Source organism: Massilia genomosp. 1, from assembly GCF_011682185.1.
GTDB classification, from domain to species: Bacteria; Pseudomonadota; Gammaproteobacteria; order Burkholderiales; family Burkholderiaceae_D; genus Telluria_A; species Telluria_A rubra.
Window position 1 is genome coordinate 32,666 of sequence record NZ_WHJF01000021.1, and the last position, 18,293, is coordinate 50,958.

Here is an 18,293-nt window from a genome sequence, read left to right on the forward strand (position 1 = left end):
CGGGGTCAGAGCTTTAATGAGAAATCTTTCTAATTAAAGCTCTGACCCCGGTTGGCGAACTGGTTCATGATGGAACACCGAGCGGGTTCAGAACCTGCCCTTGAACTTGCAGTTGCCGACGCCGCGCTTGCGCGACTGGCAGCGCACCACGCGGACCTTGCCGTTGGCGTCGCTGGCAATGTCCACCGCGAACAGGCGTCCGTCCACACAGCGCGCACTCCACTGCGCCGTGCCGCCCTCGTCACTACCCTGGTAGATCGCGCGCTTGATGCCGATGCATCGGATACCCGCTTGCTTGACCATCTCGCCCAAGGCCGCCTGGCGCTTGCTTTGGGTCATCTTGGCAATGCTGAGGTGGACCGGATTGGCACAGGCTGCGCCAGACAGCGCAGCGATCAGGACGCCCGCAAGCAAGCGCGATATCAGTTGTTTTCCCACAAAACTTCCTTCATGCGTCGCGCACACAATCAGGCGCCCCCACGTAAGCAAAAGACAGTTGTTTCATATGATTGCCGCAGGAGAGACATGCGGATTCACATTAATTGCCCTAATTATATCTTTTGGAAAGTAACATTGGGCAAAATAATCAGCGGGCAACTCAATGATGAACGGGGGCGATCAGAACGCCTGCGGCCAGGCGTGAAATCCGCCTTTCCCCAACAACACTTGCTTCACGCGCCCCCGCGCCGGCCGGCATACGCGTCGATGGCGCGGATACCCGCCTCCATCTTGATGCGCGCCGAGGCGTTGGCCGAATGCACCCGCATCGACGGCGGCTGAAAACCGGCCGTCATGACCTTTTCTTCGATCCACAGCACCACGTCGTAACCCGTGCCGCGCGCGTCATCGCCCAGATCATGGTCCAGGCTGATGTGCGTGACCGTCCCGGCCGCCAACAAGGCAATTGCCTCGTCCGGCCAGTACACGCGCACCCAGCCGTCGGGCGTGGCGCGCTCATCGTCCAGATAGACCTTCATGCACCCTCCGCCTCGGGCATTGTCCCTGCCGATCAAGACAACGCAAAATGGTAGGACGTGCCGATCCACACCTTCACCGGCACGCCTTGCAGCGTGGCAGGCCCAAACCAGCACTTGAGCAGCGCGCGGATGGCAGCCTGGTCCAAGGCAGCGAATCCACTCGACTTCATGACTCTTGCGTCGATCACCTGGCCCGTTTCCGCAATCAGAAACGACGCCTTGACCACGCCTTCTTCGTTGTTGCGCAATGAACTCTTCGGATACTCAGGCCCGGCGCAATGTTGGAACGGTGACCAGTTCTGCACAATCGGAAGCTGCGGCTGATCGGGAGCGACACGCCATACAGGCAGCTTGCCGCTTGCCGGCGCGACCGCTTTCTCGGCCTCCCAGCCGGTCGCCTCCTGCCCCTGCGCAGCGGCGCACCAGGCCAGCAAAGCCGCGAGCAGCACGGGGCGTGCGAGCCGGGTGGGAAATCGGGATGTTGTGGTATTCATGCGTGTGCTTTAGCAATGAAACCGGGCTCGGATTTCTAATCAGGAATATTTCTGATCAGAACTCCGAGCCCGGTGGGGAGAGGAAGAAAGCCAGCGGCGGACTCAGGTGGTCAGGTTCTGGGCCCAGGCCAGCGCCGACAAATGGGCCTTGTTGACATCCACCGGCGCAATGTTGATCGACTTGGCCAGCGAGGCCACCAGCTGCGAGTTGAGCTCGCACGCTTCGGCCAGCGCCAGGTACGGTCCGTAGGCGCCGCCACGGGTGAGCAAGGCGCGCACCACTTCATCGGGCAGCTGGATGGTCTCGAGCACTTCTTTCATCGATAAACCAAGCAGGCGATCGAGCAAGGAGAACATGCCGGCCATGAACAGGTTTTCGCTCTCGCTGCGTGGCAAGCCCTTGTTGCCGAGCAGTTCGGTCAGGCGGCCGCGCACCACGGCCGTTTCCATCAGCACCGGCGAGTAGCCGCTGGTGCTGGCGGTGGCCAGCAGCAGCGTCAGCCAGCGGTACATCGGCGAATAGCCAAGCATGGTGATGGCCTGGCGCAAGGATTGAATCTCGCGCCCGACCCCGAAACCAGCCGAGTTGATGAAACGCAGCAGTTTGTAGGAGAGTGCCGGATCGCGCTTGAGCACGCTTTCGATCTTGGGAATGTCTTCGTTCTTTTGCACCATCTGCATCAGTTGCAGGATGATGGTCTGGGCCGGGTTCATGCCCTTGACCGGAATCCCGGGACGCGGGGTCAGGTGCAGCTTGCCGACAAAGGCGTCCAGGCCGAGCGCGGCGCAGGCGTCGAAGTCGGCCCAGGTGGTGACCGGGCGGCCGACCATGCGCACCGACGATTGCTTGGCGGCGGCGTAGGTACGGGCCTGGGCCGCCACGTCGGCGCCCGAAAAGCGCACTTCGATGTAGGAGGCGCTCATGCCGAGGTTCTTGCCCAGGTGGGCCAGGTCGCCGTCGCGCACCGAAATGCCGACGCCGCCGGCGCGCAAGCCCTGCACCGCCGCCAGGGTGTCGGGGTCGGCCAGGTCGGACGCCTTCATGGTCAGCACGGTGCGCTCGGGCGGCATGGCGAACAGGGCGTCGGTCGAGAGCATGTCCGGGACCGCGTCGAGGAACAGGATCTTGTCCTTGAGCAGCCAGCCGTGCTCTTCGTCGTTGACGTTCTCGGCGACGAAGCCGATCAGGGCTTCGAGCTCCTCGTCGGTGACGGCTTGCCCCTCATGGTGCTGCCAGGATAGTTCATAACCGATCACGCGCTGCTTGGGATCGAGCAGGGGTTCGCGGACGATAAAGTTTGATTCGTGCATTGTATGGGTCGTGTAGGTGATGCCATGCGAAAGCGGGGCAATGCGCCCCGCCGCAGGCTGAAATTCTCAGCCCGCTTAAAAGCCCAGACTGTCCAGCAGATCGTCGACCTGGCCCTGGTTCGAGACCACGTCGTGCCGGGTCGGGTCGATCTGCGGGCCATTGAGCAGCCCGTTGTCGTATTCGCGCTTGACCTCGGCCGGCGCAAAATCGACCAGCATCTGCACCAGTTGCTGTTCCAGGTTGCGGGTAATGGTGGTCACCTTGGTGATCACTTGCCCGGTCAGGTCCTGGAAATCCTGGGCCATCATGATGTCCATCAGGTAGCCCTTGGTGGCGCTGCTGGCCGTGCGCGCCTGGCTCATGGCCGCCACGCTGCGCTCGGCCAGCGCGCGCCATTCGGCGTCGCTGGTGGCGGGCGCGTCGAGCAGCGCTTGCCACGAGGCGCCCAGGGCGCTGGCGCCGCTGTCGATCTGGTCCTGCAGCGGGCCGGCCGCTTCGGTTGCGTTGAGTACCTTTTGCGCAGCCTGTTCCGACAGGCGCGCCACATAGTCGAGGCGGTCGCGCGCGTCAGGAATGTCGCTGGCGGCTTTTTCGATCAGCTTGTCCAGGCCCAGGCCGCGCAGGCTGTCGTGCAGCGCGCGCGTCATGTGTCCGATCCGGCTGAGGAACTCGTCATGCACGCCCGGCTCGTCCGACTGGCCTGCGCCTGCGCCTGCGCTGAGGTGCTCGCTCATGGTCACGCTCCGCTTTTTTCGAGCTTCTCGAAAATCTTGTTCAGCTTTTCATCGAGCGTGGCCGCCGTGAACGGCTTGACCACGTAGCCGTTCGCGCCCGCCTGGGCGGCGGCGATGATGTTCTCTTTTTTGGCTTCGGCCGTGACCATCAGCACCGGCAGCTTGGCCAGCGCCGGGTCGGCGCGGATGTTCTGCAGCATGGTCAGGCCATCCATATTCGGCATGTTCCAGTCCGAGACCACGAAGTCGAATGTTTCGCTACGCAGCTTGGCCAGCGCCATGACGCCGTCTTCCGCCTCGTCGACGTTGGCATAACCCAGTTCTTTCAACAGATTACGCACAATGCGACGCATCGTGGAGAAATCGTCAACAACTAAAAAACGCATCTTTGGATCGGCCATTAAATTACTCCGTTGATTCTCTTACTCTGGTTATTGACAGACTTCCCCACCTGCGGAAGCAGACTAAAGGATAGCAGTTTTGTTGCTGTGAAGCGAATAAACGAGCAGCAAAAAGACAGTAATTCGGCTCAAATCGGATCAAACGCGCAACGCGCGGCTGCCATGCGTTGCCAGATAGCCAAGGACCATGCCCGGCAGCGCGTTCAAGGGGCCCACTTCGTGGGTTCCGCCCATCGCGATCGCTTCGCGCGGCATGCCGAAAACCACGCACGATGCCTCGTCCTGGGCGAAATTGTAGGCGCCCGCCGTTTTCATTTCGAGCATGCCGGCCGCGCCATCCTTGCCCATGCCGGTCAGGATCACGCCGACCGCGTTTTTACCGGCCGCCTGGGCCGCCGAGCGGAACAGCACGTCGACCGAGGGCCGGTGCCGGTTAACCGGGTCGGTCTGCTCGATGCGGGTGACGTAGTTGGCGCCCGAACGCACCAGCAGCAGGTGCGAGTGGCCGGGGGCGATGTAGGCGTGCCCGGGCAGCACGCGCTCGTCGCCCGCCGCTTCGCGCACGCTGATCTTGCACAGGGTGTCGAGGCGGCGCGCGAACGAGGTGGTGAACCCTTCCGGCATATGCTGGGCGATCAGGATGCCGGGGCAGTCGGACGGCATCTGCATCAGGAATTCGCGGATCGCTTCGGTGCCGCCGGTGGAGGCGCCGATGATGATCAGCTTTTCCGACGAGGTGAGCGGATTGCGCAGGGCCGGCAGCGCGCCGCTCGGCTTTTCGGCGGTGACGGTGCGCGGCTTGATGCGCGCCTTGGAGGCCGCGCGGATCTTGTCCGAGATCAGTTCCGTGTATTCGCGCATGCCGCTCTGGATCGAGATCTTCGGCTTGGTCACGAAATCGACCGCGCCCAGTTCCAGCGCGCGCATCGTGATCTCCGAGCCGCGCTCGGTCAGCGAGGACACCATCACCACCGGCATCGGGCGCAGGCGCATGAGTTTTTCGAGGAAGTCGAGGCCGTCCATCTTGGGCATCTCGACGTCGAGCGTGAGCACGTCCGGGTTGGTCTGCTTGATCAGCTCACGCGCCACCAGCGGATCGGGGGCCACGCCCACCACTTCCATGTCGGGCTGGCTCGAGATAATCTCGCTCATGACGCTGCGGATCAGCGCCGAGTCGTCCACGATCAGTACTTTGATCTTCATAGAGTGCTTTCAGTGTGTCGGTCAGGACGGTCAGAACAGGTCGATTTCGCCGCCGACCGGCTGCACCTTGAGGCGGCTGGCGTAATCGAGTTCGCGCCGCGCCAGGGTATCGTTATGGGTTTGCATCAGCTTCTTGACCAGCACCTTGCCGGTCCGCGGGAAAAAGTACACCTTGCGCGGCCAGATATCGTTCAGGTCTTCGGCCACCACGCGCATTTTTTCGGTCTTGAGAAAGCTCATCACGAACGCCGCGTTGCGCTCGCCGACGTTGATCGCGGTAAAACCGCGCAGCACCGCGCCGCCGCCGAACACTTTCGCTTCCATGTTCTCGCGCCGCGCGCCGGCCTTGAGCAGGTCGTTGATCAGCACCTCCATCGCGTACGTCCCGTAGCGCATCGAGGCCGAGATCGGGCTGTTCGGATCACTGCCGCCGTCCGGCAGCATGAAGTGGTTCATGCCGCCCAGGCCGGTGACCTTGTCGCGGATGCAGGCCGACACGCAGGAACCGAGCACCGTCACGATCAACATGTCCTTGGGCGTGTAGTAGTACTCGCCCGGCAGGATCTTGGCCGCGTCGCAGTCGAAAGTGCGGTCGTAATACACGTTGGTTGCGAATTGTTCTTTGATTTCGATAGCCATGTTCAATTCTCAGTTCGGTGCGGGTCGCATCAAGGCCGGCGACCATCGAGTTCGTACACGGTTTTGCCACGCAGTTTGAGCGACTCCGACACATACAGGAAATTCTCGGAGTGGCCGGCAAACAGCAGTGCATCGGGCTTCATCAAGGGCACGAAGCGCGCCAAGATCTTGCGCTGGGTCGCCTTGTCGAAGTAGATCATCACGTTACGGCAAAAAATCACATCGAACGGGCCTTTCAAGGGCCAGCCATCGCCCAGCAAATTGAGCTGCTTGAAGGTGATCAGCTGGCGCAGTTCGGGGCGCACCCGCACCATGCCTTCCTGCTCGCCCTTGCCGCGCAAGAAAAAGCGCCTGGCCCGCTCGGGCTCCAGTTTTTCGATGCGGTCGATTCCGTACACCCCTTGCGCCCCGGTGGCCAGCACATTGGTGTCGATGTCGGTGGCGATGATCTGCACCGGCGGCGTGAGCGTGTTGAACGCTTCGCACACGGTCATGGCGATCGAATACGGCTCTTCGCCGGTGGACGCCGCCGAGCACCAGATCTGGATCGGATGGTCGCGCAGCTTCTTCACATGCTCGGCCAGCAGCGGGAAGTGGTGCGCCTCGCGGAAAAACGAGGTCAGGTTGGTGGTCAGGGCGTTGGTGAACGACTCCCACTCCTCGCCCAGGCGCCCCGCTTCCAGGTCGTCCAGGTAGCGCCCGAACGACACAATGCCGGTGGCGCGCAGGCGCCGCGCCAGGCGGCTGTAGACCATTTCCTGCTTGCTGTCGGCCAGCGAGATGCCGGCGCGCTGGTAAATCAGCGCGCGCACGCGCTCAAAATCACTTTTGGTGAAGTTGAATTCCTTGACGGTGTCGGTTTTCGTTTGCGTCACTGCTTCACCCTGTTTTCGTGTTCACTGCGCGTGCTGCCAAGTGGCCGGACCGTTCAAAATTCTTCCCAGTCGTCGCCCGGGGTCGCGGCGGCCAGCTTGCGCGGCTTGGCCGCCGGCGCCGGACGCGCCACCGTCGCTACCGCGCGCGCGACCGGCCGGGCGCTCGCCGGGGCCGCGCGCAGCGGCGCCGCCGTCACGGCCTTGCGATCGTCGCCATTGAGCTTGAAGATGCTCACGGCGGCGGCCAGCAACTGGGCCTGTTCCTGCATGCTTTCGGCGGCGGCGGCGGCTTCCTCGACCAGGGCCGCGTTCTGCTGCGTCATTTCGTCCATCTGGGTGATGGCCTGGTTGACTTCTTCGATGCCGTTGCTCTGTTCCTGGGTGGCCGCGGTGATCTCGCCCATGATGTCGGCCACCTGCTTGATCGAGGTCACGATCAGGTCCATGGTCTGCCCCGCTTCGTCCACCAACTTGCTGCCGGCATCGACCTTGTCGACCGAATCGCCGATCAGCGCCTTGATTTCCTTGGCCGCACCGGCCGAGCGCTGCGCCAGGTTGCGCACTTCGGACGCCACCACCGCGAAACCGCGTCCCTGTTCGCCGGCGCGCGCCGCTTCCACCGCAGCGTTGAGCGCCAGGATATTGGTCTGGAACGCGATGCCGTCGATGACGCCGATGATGTCGACGATCTTGCGCGAGCTTTCCTTGATCGAGCCCATGGTGTCGACTACCTGCGACACCACGGCGCCGCCCTTGACCGCGACCGACGACGCCGACACGGCCAACTGGTTGGCCTGGCGCGCATTGTCGGCATTTTGCTTGACGGTGGAGGTCAGTTCTTCCATCGAACTGGCGGTTTCTTCGAGCGAGCTCGCTTGCGACTCGGTGCGCGAGGACAGGTCGGCGTTACCGGAAGCGATTTCCTGCGAAGCGACCGTGATCATCTCGGTCCCGGAGCGCACGTCGCCCACGGTTTTCGACAGGCTGTCGTTCATGTCCTTGAGCGCCTGCAGCAGTTCGCTCGTCTCGTCCTTGCCCGCGACCCGGATTTCCGAAGTCAGTTCGCCGGCGGCGACCTTCTTGGCCACGCGCACGGCGCCCAGCAGGGGCAAGGCGATCGAACGGGTGGTGACCAGTGCGCACACCACGCCCAGCGCCACGGCCAGCGCGCACACCACGAACATGATCATGCCCACGCGCTGGTCGGCTTCCACCGATTTTTTCAGGAAGTCGTCGGCTTCGACCTGCTGCTTGTCGACCAGTTTGTTCAGCACTTCCAGGGTCTTCTGGTTAAGCGGGTCGATGCGCGTGGCGATCACCTTGGCCGCGCCCTCGCTGTTAAACGCCAGCACCTGGCCGATGGCTTCCTTGAAGGCGGCGTCGACTTCCTTGTCGAGCGCGGCGACATCGGCCAGCAGCTTGGTTTCGGCTTCGTCCAGGCCGGTGGCCTGCAGGCGCGTGCGCGCCTCTTCGTAGCGCTTGCTCTGGACCTTGACCTTGTCCTGTTCCTTCTGCATCAGCGCAACGTCGGACTGCAGGCCGATATTGCGCATGGCGATGCCGGTTTCCAGCATCGCGCTCTTCATGCTGGCCGCATGCAGGTTCTGGGCGCTGGAACTGGCCAGGCCCGTCATCAGGCTGTTCTTGTTGCGCGAGTTAAGTACGCTCGCCATCAACGCCATCGCGACCAGGATCAGCAAAATACTGCCGAATCCGAACGCCAGGCGCGTACCAATCTTATAATCGCGCAGATTCATGTTTTCTCTCCTCGATACGTCGTGTGGACAGGGACGGCGGCTTCTGGCGAGCCGCTCGCTCCGGCGTTGCTGTCAATGCGTCAATGGCCGTCGTCTTACGCGGCCAGTTTTTCGATCAGACCCATTTCGCCCGACGACATCAGCTTGTCGATGTCGATCAGGATCAGCATGCGCTGGTCCACGGTGCCCAGGCCGACCAGGTAATCGGAGCCGAAGGCGGTGCCCATTTCCGGGGCCGGCTTGATCTGCTCGGGAGTGAGCGTGGTCACGTCGGAGACGCTGTCGACCACCACGCCCATGATGCGGCCACCGATGTTGAGGATGATGACGACCGTGAACTGGTCATACACCGGGGTGCCCAGGTTGAACTTGATGCGCATGTCCACCACCGGGATGATGATGCCGCGCAGGTTGATCACGCCCTTGATGAAGTCGGGCGCGTTGGCGATCCGGGTGACCGCTTCGTAGCCGCGGATTTCCTGCACTTTCAGGATGTCGATCCCGTATTCTTCCGAGCCGAGCGTAAAGGCCAGGAATTCGCTGCCTGCGCCGTCTTTGGCTTCGCCGTTCTTGGAGGAGGTTGAGGTCATGGACATGATAAATTCCTATCTGGTTTGTTGTACGTTAAGAGAAGATGGCGTCGTCGGCAAGCTGGCGCGAGGAGCGCATCAGGGCCGTGACGTCGAGGATCAGCGACACGCCGCCATCGCCGAGGATGGTGGCGCCGGAAATCCCGGTCACCTTGCGATAATTCGATTCGAGGTTCTTGACCACGACCTGCTGCTGGCCGACCAGGTCGTCGACGAACAGGCCGGCCTTGCGCCCGTCCGACTCGAGGATCACGACGATGCCTTCGCACGGATTGGTAAAGCGCGGCGTGATGTCGAACATCTGGTGCAGCGGAATCAGGGGCAGGTATTCGCCGCGCACCTTGATCACCGGGCCGCGGCCCGAGATTTCCTTGATGTCTTCCGGGGACGGTTGCAGCGATTCGACCACGAAGCCGAGCGGCAGGATATACACTTCCTCGCCGCAGCGGATCGACATGCCGTCCAAAATGGCCAGCGTCAGCGGCAGCGAGATCGAGATCGTGGTGCCGAATCCCTTGGCCGAGCGGATGTCGACCGAGCCGCCCATGGCCATGATGTTGCGCTTGACGACATCCATGCCCACGCCGCGCCCGGACACGTCGGTCACCGTTTCGGCGGTCGAGAAGCCCGGCGCGAAGATGAGCTGCCAGACATCGGCGTCGCTCATGCTGTCATTGACCGGCAGTCCGTTCTGGGCCGCCTTGGCCAGGATCCGTTCGCGGTTCAAACCACCGCCGTCGTCGGACACTTCGATCACGATATTGCCGCCCTGGTGGCCGGCCGAGAGGAACAGGCGCCCCGCTTCGGTCTTGCCGGCGGCGGCGCGCGCTTCCGGCATTTCGATGCCGTGGTCGATACTGTTGCGCACCAGGTGGGTGAGCGGATCGACGATGCGTTCGATCAGGCCCTTGTCCAATTCGGTGGCGGCGCCGTGGGTGATGAAATCGACCTTCTTGCCCAGTTTCGCGGCCAGGTCGCGCACCATGCGCGGAAAGCGCGAGAACACGAAATCCATCGGCATCATGCGGATCGACATAACCGCTTCCTGCAGGTCGCGCGTGTTGCGCGTGAGCTGGCTGACGCTGTTCAAGAGCCGTTCGTGCAGCATCGGGTCGAGCGCGTCGCTGCGCTGCTCGATCATGGCCTGGGTGATCACCAGTTCGCCGATCAGGTTGATCAACTGGTCGACCTTTTCGATCGACACGCGGATCGACGACGATTCGGCGGCGGCGTGCTTGTCGTCTTTTTTGGCGACGGCTTTTTTCTCGGCCGGCTCGCCGATCTCGAGCGGCTCGGCGCGCGCGCCCGGCGGCGTTGCGGCGCTGGCCGCGCTGTTGCCCGCCGGAGCGGCAATGCCGGCCGTGGCGCGGATATGCTCGATCGGCTGGAAAAAGCCGTAACCGCGTTCCTCGTCGGTCTGGGCCTGGGTCGGGGCGTCGATCGGGTCGAAAAAGCCGTAACCCATGTCGTCTTCGATCTTGGCCCGTTCGCGGTCTTCGATGATCTGCTGCTCGGGCGTGAGCGCCGGCGCCTCGAAAATTTTCAGGTCGTCGGGGTTGAGCACGAACGAGCAGATCGCAATGATGTCTTCCAGCGACTCGTGCGTGGTGACGGTGATCGCATGCCGGTCGTCCGGCAGCGGCATGACCGACACGCGCCCGAGCAGGCCCAGTTCGGCCGTGAGCGCATTCACATCGCGCTGCTCCACATGCGGCATCTCGATGCGAAAGCGGCGCCCGCCGGTGCTCACGTTGGCCTTGATCGAACTCTGGATGAACGAGGGCGCCGGCGGCGCGGCCACCGGCACCACGTCCTGCGAGAGCTCCTGCAGCATCATGCGCACATTGGCCACGGCGTCCTGGTCGACGTGGGCGCCGTTGCGATGGCCGTCGAGCTGCATCTTGAGGATGTCCTTGGCCGCGAGGAAGGCGTCGACGTGTTCGGCGGTGAGCGCCATTTCGCCTTTGCGGATGCGGTCGAGCAGCGACTCCAGGAAATGGGTCACTTCGGTCATGTCGTTCAGGCCGAACGTCGACGAACCGCCCTTGATCGAGTGGGCGGTGCGGAAAATGGCGTTCAGGTCTTCCGGATCCGGCGACGCGATGTCGACGGCCAGCAGCAGACGCTCTTTTTCGGCCAGCAGTTCTTCGGCTTCATCGAAGAAGACCTGGAAAAACTGGCTTATGTCGATGGTCATGGTCAGACTCCGTGAATTTCGCGATGCATCATGGCGCGTGCTCCCACCCGGTTCATCAACCGATGACTTTTTTGACGACTTCGATCAGGCGCTGCGGGTCGAACGGCTTGACCAGCCAGCCATTGGCGCCGGCGGCACGTCCCTTGGTCTTCATTTCGTCGGACGATTCGGTGGTCAGCATCAGGATCGGCACCTTCTGGTACGCGGGCAGGCCGCGCAACAGCTTGATCAGGGACAGGCCGTCCATGCGCGGCATGTTCTGGTCGGTCAGCACCAGGTCGACCGTTTGCTGCTTGGCTTTTTCGAGCCCGTCCTGGCCGTCGACCGCTTCCACCACGAGGTAGCCCGCGGCCTTGAGACTGAATGCCACCATCTGGCGCAGCGAACTGGAATCGTCGACTGCGAGTATTGTTTTAGCCATTTTTGCTCCTGCTTTTTTTAAATCGGGGGCACTGCGCCCATAATCATCGAGAGTGAACCTTAGAACAGTTCTATGTCGCCACTTTCCAGATGCTGCTGATTGACTGCTTTTCTTAGTACACTGCGTAATTCGAGCGACTGGATCGCCAGCGCCATGCTGACCTTGCCGAGCAGTTCGACGATTTCTTCGCTGCCCGTCTCGGGCACGATGTCGGCGCCGTGCGCACCGAGGGTGCCGAGGAACTCGCGCAGGCCGGTCACCCGTTTCAGGGTGCGGTCGATCAGCTGGCTCGTCATGTCCTGGAACTGCATGCTGGTGATCGCCGTATTCACGTGCGCGCCGATCTCGCCCGACATGGCGCCCAGGCGCGCGCGCTCTTCCGGGCTCGGCGTGCCGCCGGACAGCAGCAGGTCGATGGTGTCCTGCTGGGCGCCGACAGCGGTATGGATGGCCATGAAACTGCTGGTGAGCTTGTCGATGGCTTCCTGCAGCAGCAGATGGGTCTGGAGCAGATCGGTCTCGACTTCCGTCAGGTGCTTCTTGCCGTGATCCGACACGCCCGACAGCAAGCGCTTCACGTGCGAGCCCAGTATTTTCTTTCTTGTCATTCGCCCTCTCCCGTAACTTCCCTGGCCATCATGGCGCCGCCTTCGTTGCCGCCGGCGCCACTGCTGGCGCCTGTCCCGCCGCCGGCGTAGCGACGCCCGGCGTAGCGACGCCCGACTGTTCCGGCACCTCCATCGAGGCGCCGTCGCGCATGACCGCTTCTTCCGTGCGCTTGTTCATGACAATGATGCTGATGCGCCGGTTCGCCGCACTGAACGGATCCTGGCGGTCCAGCGGCGCCGCCGCGGCCAGCCCCACCACGCGCAGGATCTTGGCGTCGTTCATGCCGCCGATGACCAGTTCGCGCCGCGACGCGTTCGCGCGGTCGGCCGACAATTCCCAGTTGCTGTAACCGGTGTCGCTCATGTACGGGGTCGAATCGGTGTGGCCCGACAGGCCGATCCGGTTCGGTACTTCATTCAATACGATCCCGATCACGTGCAGGATGTCGCGCGTGTACGGCTGCAGTTCGGCCTTGGCCAGGTTGAACATCGGCCGGTTCAATTCGTCCACGATCTGGATGCGCAAGCCTTCGCTGGTGATATCGAGCAGCAGCTGGTTCTTGTATTTTTTCAGCAGCGGATTGGCCTCGATGGTCGCTTCCAGTTTGGCCTTGAGCGTCTTGAGGCGGTCCGCCTCGGCCGCTTCCAGCGCCGCCTTGGCCGCCTTCAGGTCGAACGACTTCTTGTCCGGGTTCTCGCCGCGCTTGACCTGGCCGGTGCGGCGCGACAAATCCTGGCCGCCGCCCTGCAGGATCGAGGAACTGTCGCCGCTGCCCGAGCCGCCCGCCAGCGCCACCTTCAGCGGGGTCTGGAAAAATTCGGAAATGCCGTTCAAGTCACCCTTGCTGGTCGACCCCAGGAGCCACATCAGCAGGAAAAACGCCATCATCGCCGTCACGAAGTCAGCGTAGGCGATCTTCCAGGCGCCGCCGTGGTGGCCGCCGGCGGTCTTCTTGATGCGCTTGACGATAATCGGCCGCAGGCCTTCATCGGACATATGCGCTCCGTCTGGTCGGCATCATGCAAGGGGCAAAGTGGCTGGGCATGATGGGCTTATTTGGCCTTCGATTTCTTGATGTGCTCTTCCAGCTCGGCGAAGGTGGGCCGCTCGGTCGAGTACAGCACCTTGCGCCCGAATTCCACCGCCAGCGCCGGGGCGTAGCCGTTCAGGCTCGCCAGCAGGGTCACTTTAACGCACTGGAACATCTTGGTCGACTCTTCCAGCTTCTGTTCGAGCAGGCTGGCCAGCGGGCCGACGAAGCCGTACGCCAGCAAAATTCCGAGGAAGGTGCCGACCAGCGCCTTGGCGATCAGGATGCCCAGTTCGGCCGGCGGAATGCCGACCGACTCCATCGTGTGTACCACGCCCATCACCGCCGCCACGATGCCGAACGCCGGCAAGCCATCGCCCAGCTTGGCGATGCAATGGGCCGGAACCGCGCCTTCGTGGTGGTGCGTTTCAATTTCGTTATCCATCAGGTTTTCAATCTGGAAGGCGTCCATATTTCCCGACACCATCAAACGCAGATAATCAGTCATGAATTCGACAATATGGTGGTCCGCCAGCACGCCGGGATATTTGGAAAACACCGGGCTTTGTTCCGGGTTTTCGATATCGCCTTCAATCGACATCAAGCCTTCCTTGCGCACTTTGGAAAGGACGTCGAACAGCAGCGACATCATTTCCATGTACAGGTCCTTGGTATAGCGCGAGCCCTTGAACAGGCCGGGAACGGCCTTGAGCGTGGCCTTGATCGATTTGCTGTTATTGCCGACAAAAAAAGCGCCGAAAGCCGCACCGCCGATCATCACCAGTTCGAGCGGCTGGAACAGCGACCCGAGGTGGCCGCCACTGGCGGCAAAGCCGCCGAAGACGGAACCGCAAACGATGATGTATCCGAGTATGACTAACAAGTGCGCTGACTCCCAGGTTGGAAAGAGCTCGGGCAGCGCCCGACGTTTTAAAGAAAACAACGCCAATATATGAATGGCAATGAATGCTGTCGTTTCTTTAAATTGCTCGATTCATTTAATTTACATACGGAACTACAATAGCGTGAGACGGCCCGAGCGGCAAGGAAAACCCTGCCGTCTGTCTCCTAAAAGTGCCATCCGTAGAGAGGCGCGCCACGCCCTGTAGGCATAAGAATAATATCCGGCGTTTTTTCCGTTATCAGAAACTCATAACTGAGCAAAATGCTACCGGGAAGCATCTCTTTTGAGGCCTTGTTCCATAATGCACTCATTGGCGCCGGCGACAGATAAGCGAACACCGCATCGTAGTTACTTAAATCAAGATTGTCGTAATCGCCACGTACAAAACGCGCGCGACTTCCAGTCAGCCGGGCGCGCAAGAAGCTCAGCAGCCAGGGCAGCGGCGCCAGCTCGATGCCCACAAAATGCGACTCGGGCCGGCGGCGCGCCATCTCCATCGTAAAACCGCCCAGCCCGCTGCCGATATCGATCACCAGCAAGGGCTTGTCTTTGGGCAGCAGCTTGTCGACTTCATTCCAGACCCACTTGCCGGACGGGTAGTACGGCACCTGGGTGCGGAAGGTGGACCAGTACAGCGCCAGCAGGAACAGGAACAGGCCCAGGAACAGCAGCGGTGGCATGTCAAGCTTGAGGGTCCCCATCAGCGCCAGCGGAAACACCAACTCGATCCCGAGCCACCACACGGCCAGGCCGCGCAGGCGCGTCATGGTGCAGGCGACCAGGCCCTGCACCAGGGCGCAATCGGCATACGACAAGGTCGCGCCGCTGCGCGCCAGCAGGAACACGATGAGCAGGGTCAGCGGAAAAGCCAGGCATTGCAGCAGCAGCGCCTGCACCGCGGGGGCGCGCCAGATGCGGCGAAGGGCAAGGCTTGCGCCCTGCCCTTCGGAGGATGTGCGGGAAGGTTTGCCGGTCACGCGTTCAGCGGCGCCGTGGCGGCGGCGTGCGCGTCCCTGGCCTCTTTGGCGTCGCTGGCGTCCCTGGCGTCGCTCGCATCCTTGGCGTCCTTGGCATCCTTGGCATCCTTGACCTTCCTGGTCTTGCCGGCGCGCGAAGGCATGTTGCACAGGCCGCACTGATAGGCGTGGTTCAGGTCGAGGCAATCGACCACGAACTTGCCCTGGCACTTGTCGCACGGGGCCATGGCCAGCATTTTGCTCTGGAAAAAGCGCACCAGGGTCCACGCGCGCGTGAGCGAGAGCAGCGCTTCCACACCCGGCTCGGGCGGCATTTGTTCGAGGTACAGCTTGTAGGCCTTCATGACCGCTTCGATGCCGGTGGCGCCGGCATGCTCGACCAGGAATTTATGGATATTGATGAACAGCGAGGCGTGGATGTTCGGCTGCCAGGTGAGGAACCAGTCGGTCGAGAAAGGCAGCATGCCCTTCGGCGGCGAGACGCCCTTGAGTTCCTTGTACAGCTTGAGCAAGCGTTCGCGCGAGAGCGACACTTCGGTCTCGAGCAACTGCAGGCGGGCGCCCAGTTTGATCAGCTCCATGGCCAGGCCGATTTCCTGGGCTTCCGATACGACGCTTTTCTTGGCCATGAGCTCTCCCGGGGTTGCTGTTGTTGGCCGCGAGCGCGGCAAACCAGGCAACGCTTAAACGATTTCTTCGACTGCCTGGCCGGCCATCAGGATGGCGGCGTGGGACTGGGCGAGGACGCGGTCTTTGCTGTTGCTGGTCAACATCGACAGGATAGCACCATCGTCGAAGCGGAAGCGCGCCAGCATCATATTGCCGCCAGCCAACTTCAGGATCTGGGAATTGCTCATGTTTTCGATCAGTTCAGCGATGTCCGCCGAAATCCCGAGACGGAAGATCGCGGTCACTTTGTCGGCGCGAATCATCTGCTGGGCGAGCATCAGGTAGCTCAGGTTCGCATCACGAATTTCAGCCATCATGTCGTTCGCAGTCATTTTCCGTCTCCTTCAATCCGTTGAAATCTGGCGCTGTGTTCGTATTGCCAGTGAGATAGATTCTGACTGTACAGCAACAATACGAGAATAGGCGCGCGCCTGTATTTTGGGTGAGGTACAGATGAGGCAAGTCCGTAGGTGTTCGTCCTACGAACCCTGCCGGATCATGGTCGCGCCCTATGAGAACGGGGCGGAAAAGCTGATTGTGGGGCGCTGTGTCACTGACCCGTCGACGCGGTTTTTCTGTCGTCTTGTACCGGTTACGTCAAACTGTTGGAGAACTTGAGGGTCTTTTCAAAATAAATTCAAGAAACCTGAAAATAGTTTGAAACTCCCGCGTGTCTGACTCGGTAACGGCGGTTGGGCGGGGAACTTGAGGGTCTCCGGCATCTTTTTTCAAAAATTGTGTGGCAGCTTTGGAAATGTGTCGCGGATACAACTGATCCGCGACACAACCCGGCAGAGGCGGACCCCGGGTCCGCCTCCCGAGGGCTTATTTCGCTGTGGCGCCCAGCTTGGCGGCAGCCGGCGCGGCCGCCATGGCCCGTGCCGCCCCCAGGTTCCGCGCCGACGTGTACAAATCGAGCCGCGGCGTGGTCACGCCATTGCGGGCGTCATACATCGTCGAGCCGGTGTCGGTCAGGTAAGCGATGGTCTGATCGTAGCCGGGACGGGAAATACCGCGCAGCACCGCAACAGCGCCGGCGACATGGGGGGCCGCGTACGAGGTACCCGAATGGACGTATGGCGAGCCGATGCCCGGGCCGATGTAGATACTCGTTCCAGGCGCGTAGATCGTCACGTCGCGCCCGCCGTTGGCGAAACACGCCGGGGTATTGACAACCCTGCTGTATGACCCGCAAAGTCCATCCGACAAGGGTCCGCTTTCCGTGTAGGTCGCGCTGACGACGACCGCGCCGGCTCGTTTCGCCGCACAGGCGACGTAGCCGACCCGGTTGGCATCATAATCATTGCCAGAGGCGACGACGGGAATGATGCCAGCTTCACGGGCCCGGCTGAAGGCCGCATGCAGCGCGTCGGAAGGGCCGATGTTGCAAGGGCCGGTGGGAGGCGAACCATAGCTGAGGTTGATTGCAGCCACGTTCATCCGGGTCCCCGCCCAGATCGACCAATCGATCCCCGCGATGATGGTGGCAACGTCGGCCTCGACTTCGTTTTTCGCGTTACGCGTGGCGATATCGAGCAGGGCCAGCATGGCGCCCGGCGCAACGGCGGCGACAATCCCGGCCACGGCGGTGCCATGACTATCCTTGTTCTTCTGGTAAGCACCGCCCACCATCGAAATCGCGTCGGTCACCTTGCATCGTTCAGTACCTGGTGCGCAGCCGCCCAATTCGGGCGCCATGTAATCGGCATTGTCGTCCAGCACGACGACGACGGTGCCGTCGCCGAGCGGCGCCGACGTCACCACTTGCGTTTGACCGATCGCCGGCAAGCTCTGGGCCAATGCCGGCTTGACCCGGATATTTTCCGTCACGCTGGCGACCTTGGGATCATTGAGCAGCTTGACCAGCGTCGCGCGGCTACGCGTGCGCACCAGCGCCATCGGCATCGTGGTGTATTCGCGCACAAACTCCACTTCGCCCTTGGCAAAACCGGCGCGCACGCTCTGGCGCGTTGCATTGAAGGCGTTTTGCTGCAGCGTCAGGCGCTGCGCGCCGACCACGCTGGCGGCCATGCGGGCCGGCGCTTCTTCCTTGAACAAGACGATGAACTCGTTCGATTCCTGCGCCAGCAGGCTGTCCAAGTGGCGCGCATTGGTTTTGCCGACGGCGGCCGGGGCCAGCGCCGCGCGCGCCTGCATCATGCTTGGGCCGGCCGCCGCAGCGCTGCTGTCAGCCGCGCCAAATGGCGAGGAGCGCGTGGTATCGGGCGACTGGGCATAGGCGAGGGACATCGCCATGGAGAGCGCCAGGACGGGGAGCTGCGTAATTAATGTCATCTTCACTTTTCTCACATTGATAAAAACCAACCATTGAATGAATTGCCGTATGCAAGCGGGTCGAACAAGCCCACGGATGACTCCGCATTGATGCCACACAGCACATTAATCATATACAACTATTGCAATCATGACGATTTTTAAAGTTTGATTTTTGAATATTTTTTTGGCAAAAACGAAGCCATCTTGCGCCGAATTCTTGCTACACT

Annotated in this window: 20 protein-coding genes; all 20 read right to left on the reverse strand. The window is 61.8% G+C overall.

The annotated features are described in order from the left end of the window. Positions 1 to 87 precede the first annotated feature (87 nt). Positions 88 to 438: a hypothetical protein gene (locus F1735_RS10405; RefSeq protein ID WP_167236860.1), complete on the reverse strand. Its 351-nt coding sequence runs from the start codon at positions 436 to 438 to the stop codon at positions 88 to 90. A 233-nt stretch (positions 439 to 671) separates the two neighbouring features. Next, positions 672 to 977, reverse strand: a complete 306-nt coding sequence (locus F1735_RS10410; RefSeq protein WP_167236861.1) for a cyclic-phosphate processing receiver domain-containing protein — start codon at positions 975 to 977, stop codon at positions 672 to 674. A gap of 32 nt (positions 978 to 1,009) precedes the next feature. Beyond that, positions 1,010 to 1,471 carry an energy transducer TonB gene (locus F1735_RS10415; RefSeq protein ID WP_167236862.1) on the reverse strand — a complete coding sequence of 154 codons (462 nt, stop codon included), beginning with the start codon at positions 1,469 to 1,471 and terminating at the stop codon, positions 1,010 to 1,012. A gap of 102 nt (positions 1,472 to 1,573) precedes the next feature. After that, on the reverse strand, positions 1,574 to 2,782 hold the full coding sequence (locus tag F1735_RS10420; protein ID WP_166886871.1) for an EAL and HDOD domain-containing protein: 1,209 nt from the start codon (positions 2,780 to 2,782) through the stop codon (positions 1,574 to 1,576). Between the two features lie 75 nt (positions 2,783 to 2,857). Further along, the gene (gene cheZ, locus F1735_RS10425; protein ID WP_167236863.1) at positions 2,858 to 3,517 is read right to left on the reverse strand and encodes a protein phosphatase CheZ; all 660 of its coding nucleotides are present in this window, start codon (positions 3,515 to 3,517) and stop codon (positions 2,858 to 2,860) included. Between the two features lie 2 nt (positions 3,518 to 3,519). Further along, the gene (gene cheY, locus F1735_RS10430; RefSeq protein WP_054267179.1) at positions 3,520 to 3,918 is read right to left on the reverse strand and encodes a chemotaxis response regulator CheY; all 399 of its coding nucleotides are present in this window, start codon (positions 3,916 to 3,918) and stop codon (positions 3,520 to 3,522) included. A 138-nt stretch (positions 3,919 to 4,056) separates the two neighbouring features. Next, on the reverse strand, positions 4,057 to 5,121 hold the full coding sequence (locus tag F1735_RS10435; RefSeq protein ID WP_167236864.1) for a protein-glutamate methylesterase/protein-glutamine glutaminase: 1,065 nt from the start codon (positions 5,119 to 5,121) through the stop codon (positions 4,057 to 4,059). Positions 5,122 to 5,151: 30 nt separating this feature from the next. Then, positions 5,152 to 5,760, reverse strand: a complete 609-nt coding sequence (gene cheD / locus F1735_RS10440) for a chemoreceptor glutamine deamidase CheD (protein ID WP_187362689.1) — start codon at positions 5,758 to 5,760, stop codon at positions 5,152 to 5,154. Between the two features lie 29 nt (positions 5,761 to 5,789). After that, entirely contained in the window at positions 5,790 to 6,635 is an 846-nt protein-coding gene (locus F1735_RS10445) for a CheR family methyltransferase (protein WP_167236865.1), read from the reverse strand. A gap of 53 nt (positions 6,636 to 6,688) precedes the next feature. Continuing rightward, a complete protein-coding gene (locus F1735_RS10450; RefSeq protein WP_167236866.1) occupies positions 6,689 to 8,392 on the reverse strand; it encodes a methyl-accepting chemotaxis protein in 1,704 nt (567 codons plus the stop codon). A gap of 95 nt (positions 8,393 to 8,487) precedes the next feature. After that, positions 8,488 to 8,982 carry a chemotaxis protein CheW gene (locus F1735_RS10455; RefSeq protein ID WP_166886972.1) on the reverse strand — a complete coding sequence of 165 codons (495 nt, stop codon included), beginning with the start codon at positions 8,980 to 8,982 and terminating at the stop codon, positions 8,488 to 8,490. 34 nt (positions 8,983 to 9,016) lie between these two features. Further along, complete coding sequence (gene cheA, locus F1735_RS10460; RefSeq protein ID WP_167236867.1) at positions 9,017 to 11,179, reverse strand: chemotaxis protein CheA; 2,163 nt, start codon at positions 11,177 to 11,179, stop codon at positions 9,017 to 9,019. Positions 11,180 to 11,234: 55 nt separating this feature from the next. Further along, the gene (locus F1735_RS10465; protein ID WP_054267173.1) at positions 11,235 to 11,600 is read right to left on the reverse strand and encodes a response regulator; all 366 of its coding nucleotides are present in this window, start codon (positions 11,598 to 11,600) and stop codon (positions 11,235 to 11,237) included. A 59-nt stretch (positions 11,601 to 11,659) separates the two neighbouring features. Next, positions 11,660 to 12,208: a chemotaxis protein gene (locus tag F1735_RS10470; RefSeq protein WP_167236868.1), complete on the reverse strand. Its 549-nt coding sequence runs from the start codon at positions 12,206 to 12,208 to the stop codon at positions 11,660 to 11,662. Positions 12,209 to 12,236: 28 nt separating this feature from the next. After that, positions 12,237 to 13,205 (reverse strand): flagellar motor protein MotB, encoded by a 969-nt coding sequence (motB, locus tag F1735_RS10475; protein WP_167236869.1) that lies wholly within the window; start codon positions 13,203 to 13,205, stop codon positions 12,237 to 12,239. Between the two features lie 56 nt (positions 13,206 to 13,261). After that, complete coding sequence (gene motA, locus F1735_RS10480; protein WP_167236870.1) at positions 13,262 to 14,122, reverse strand: flagellar motor stator protein MotA; 861 nt, start codon at positions 14,120 to 14,122, stop codon at positions 13,262 to 13,264. 185 nt (positions 14,123 to 14,307) lie between these two features. After that, positions 14,308 to 15,120 carry a class I SAM-dependent methyltransferase gene (locus tag F1735_RS10485; RefSeq protein ID WP_167236871.1) on the reverse strand — a complete coding sequence of 271 codons (813 nt, stop codon included), beginning with the start codon at positions 15,118 to 15,120 and terminating at the stop codon, positions 14,308 to 14,310. After that, positions 15,117 to 15,749 (reverse strand): flagellar transcriptional regulator FlhC, encoded by a 633-nt coding sequence (gene flhC / locus F1735_RS10490; protein WP_167236872.1) that lies wholly within the window; start codon positions 15,747 to 15,749, stop codon positions 15,117 to 15,119. The genes F1735_RS10485 and flhC overlap by 4 nt, the downstream gene beginning before the upstream one ends. A 54-nt stretch (positions 15,750 to 15,803) precedes the next feature. Further along, positions 15,804 to 16,121, reverse strand: coding sequence for a flagellar transcriptional regulator FlhD (gene flhD / locus F1735_RS10495; protein ID WP_166886849.1), 318 nt, complete (start codon positions 16,119 to 16,121; stop codon positions 15,804 to 15,806). 493 nt (positions 16,122 to 16,614) lie between these two features. Further along, a complete protein-coding gene (locus tag F1735_RS10500; protein WP_167236873.1) occupies positions 16,615 to 18,045 on the reverse strand; it encodes a S8 family peptidase in 1,431 nt (476 codons plus the stop codon). Positions 18,046 to 18,293 lie beyond the last annotated feature (248 nt).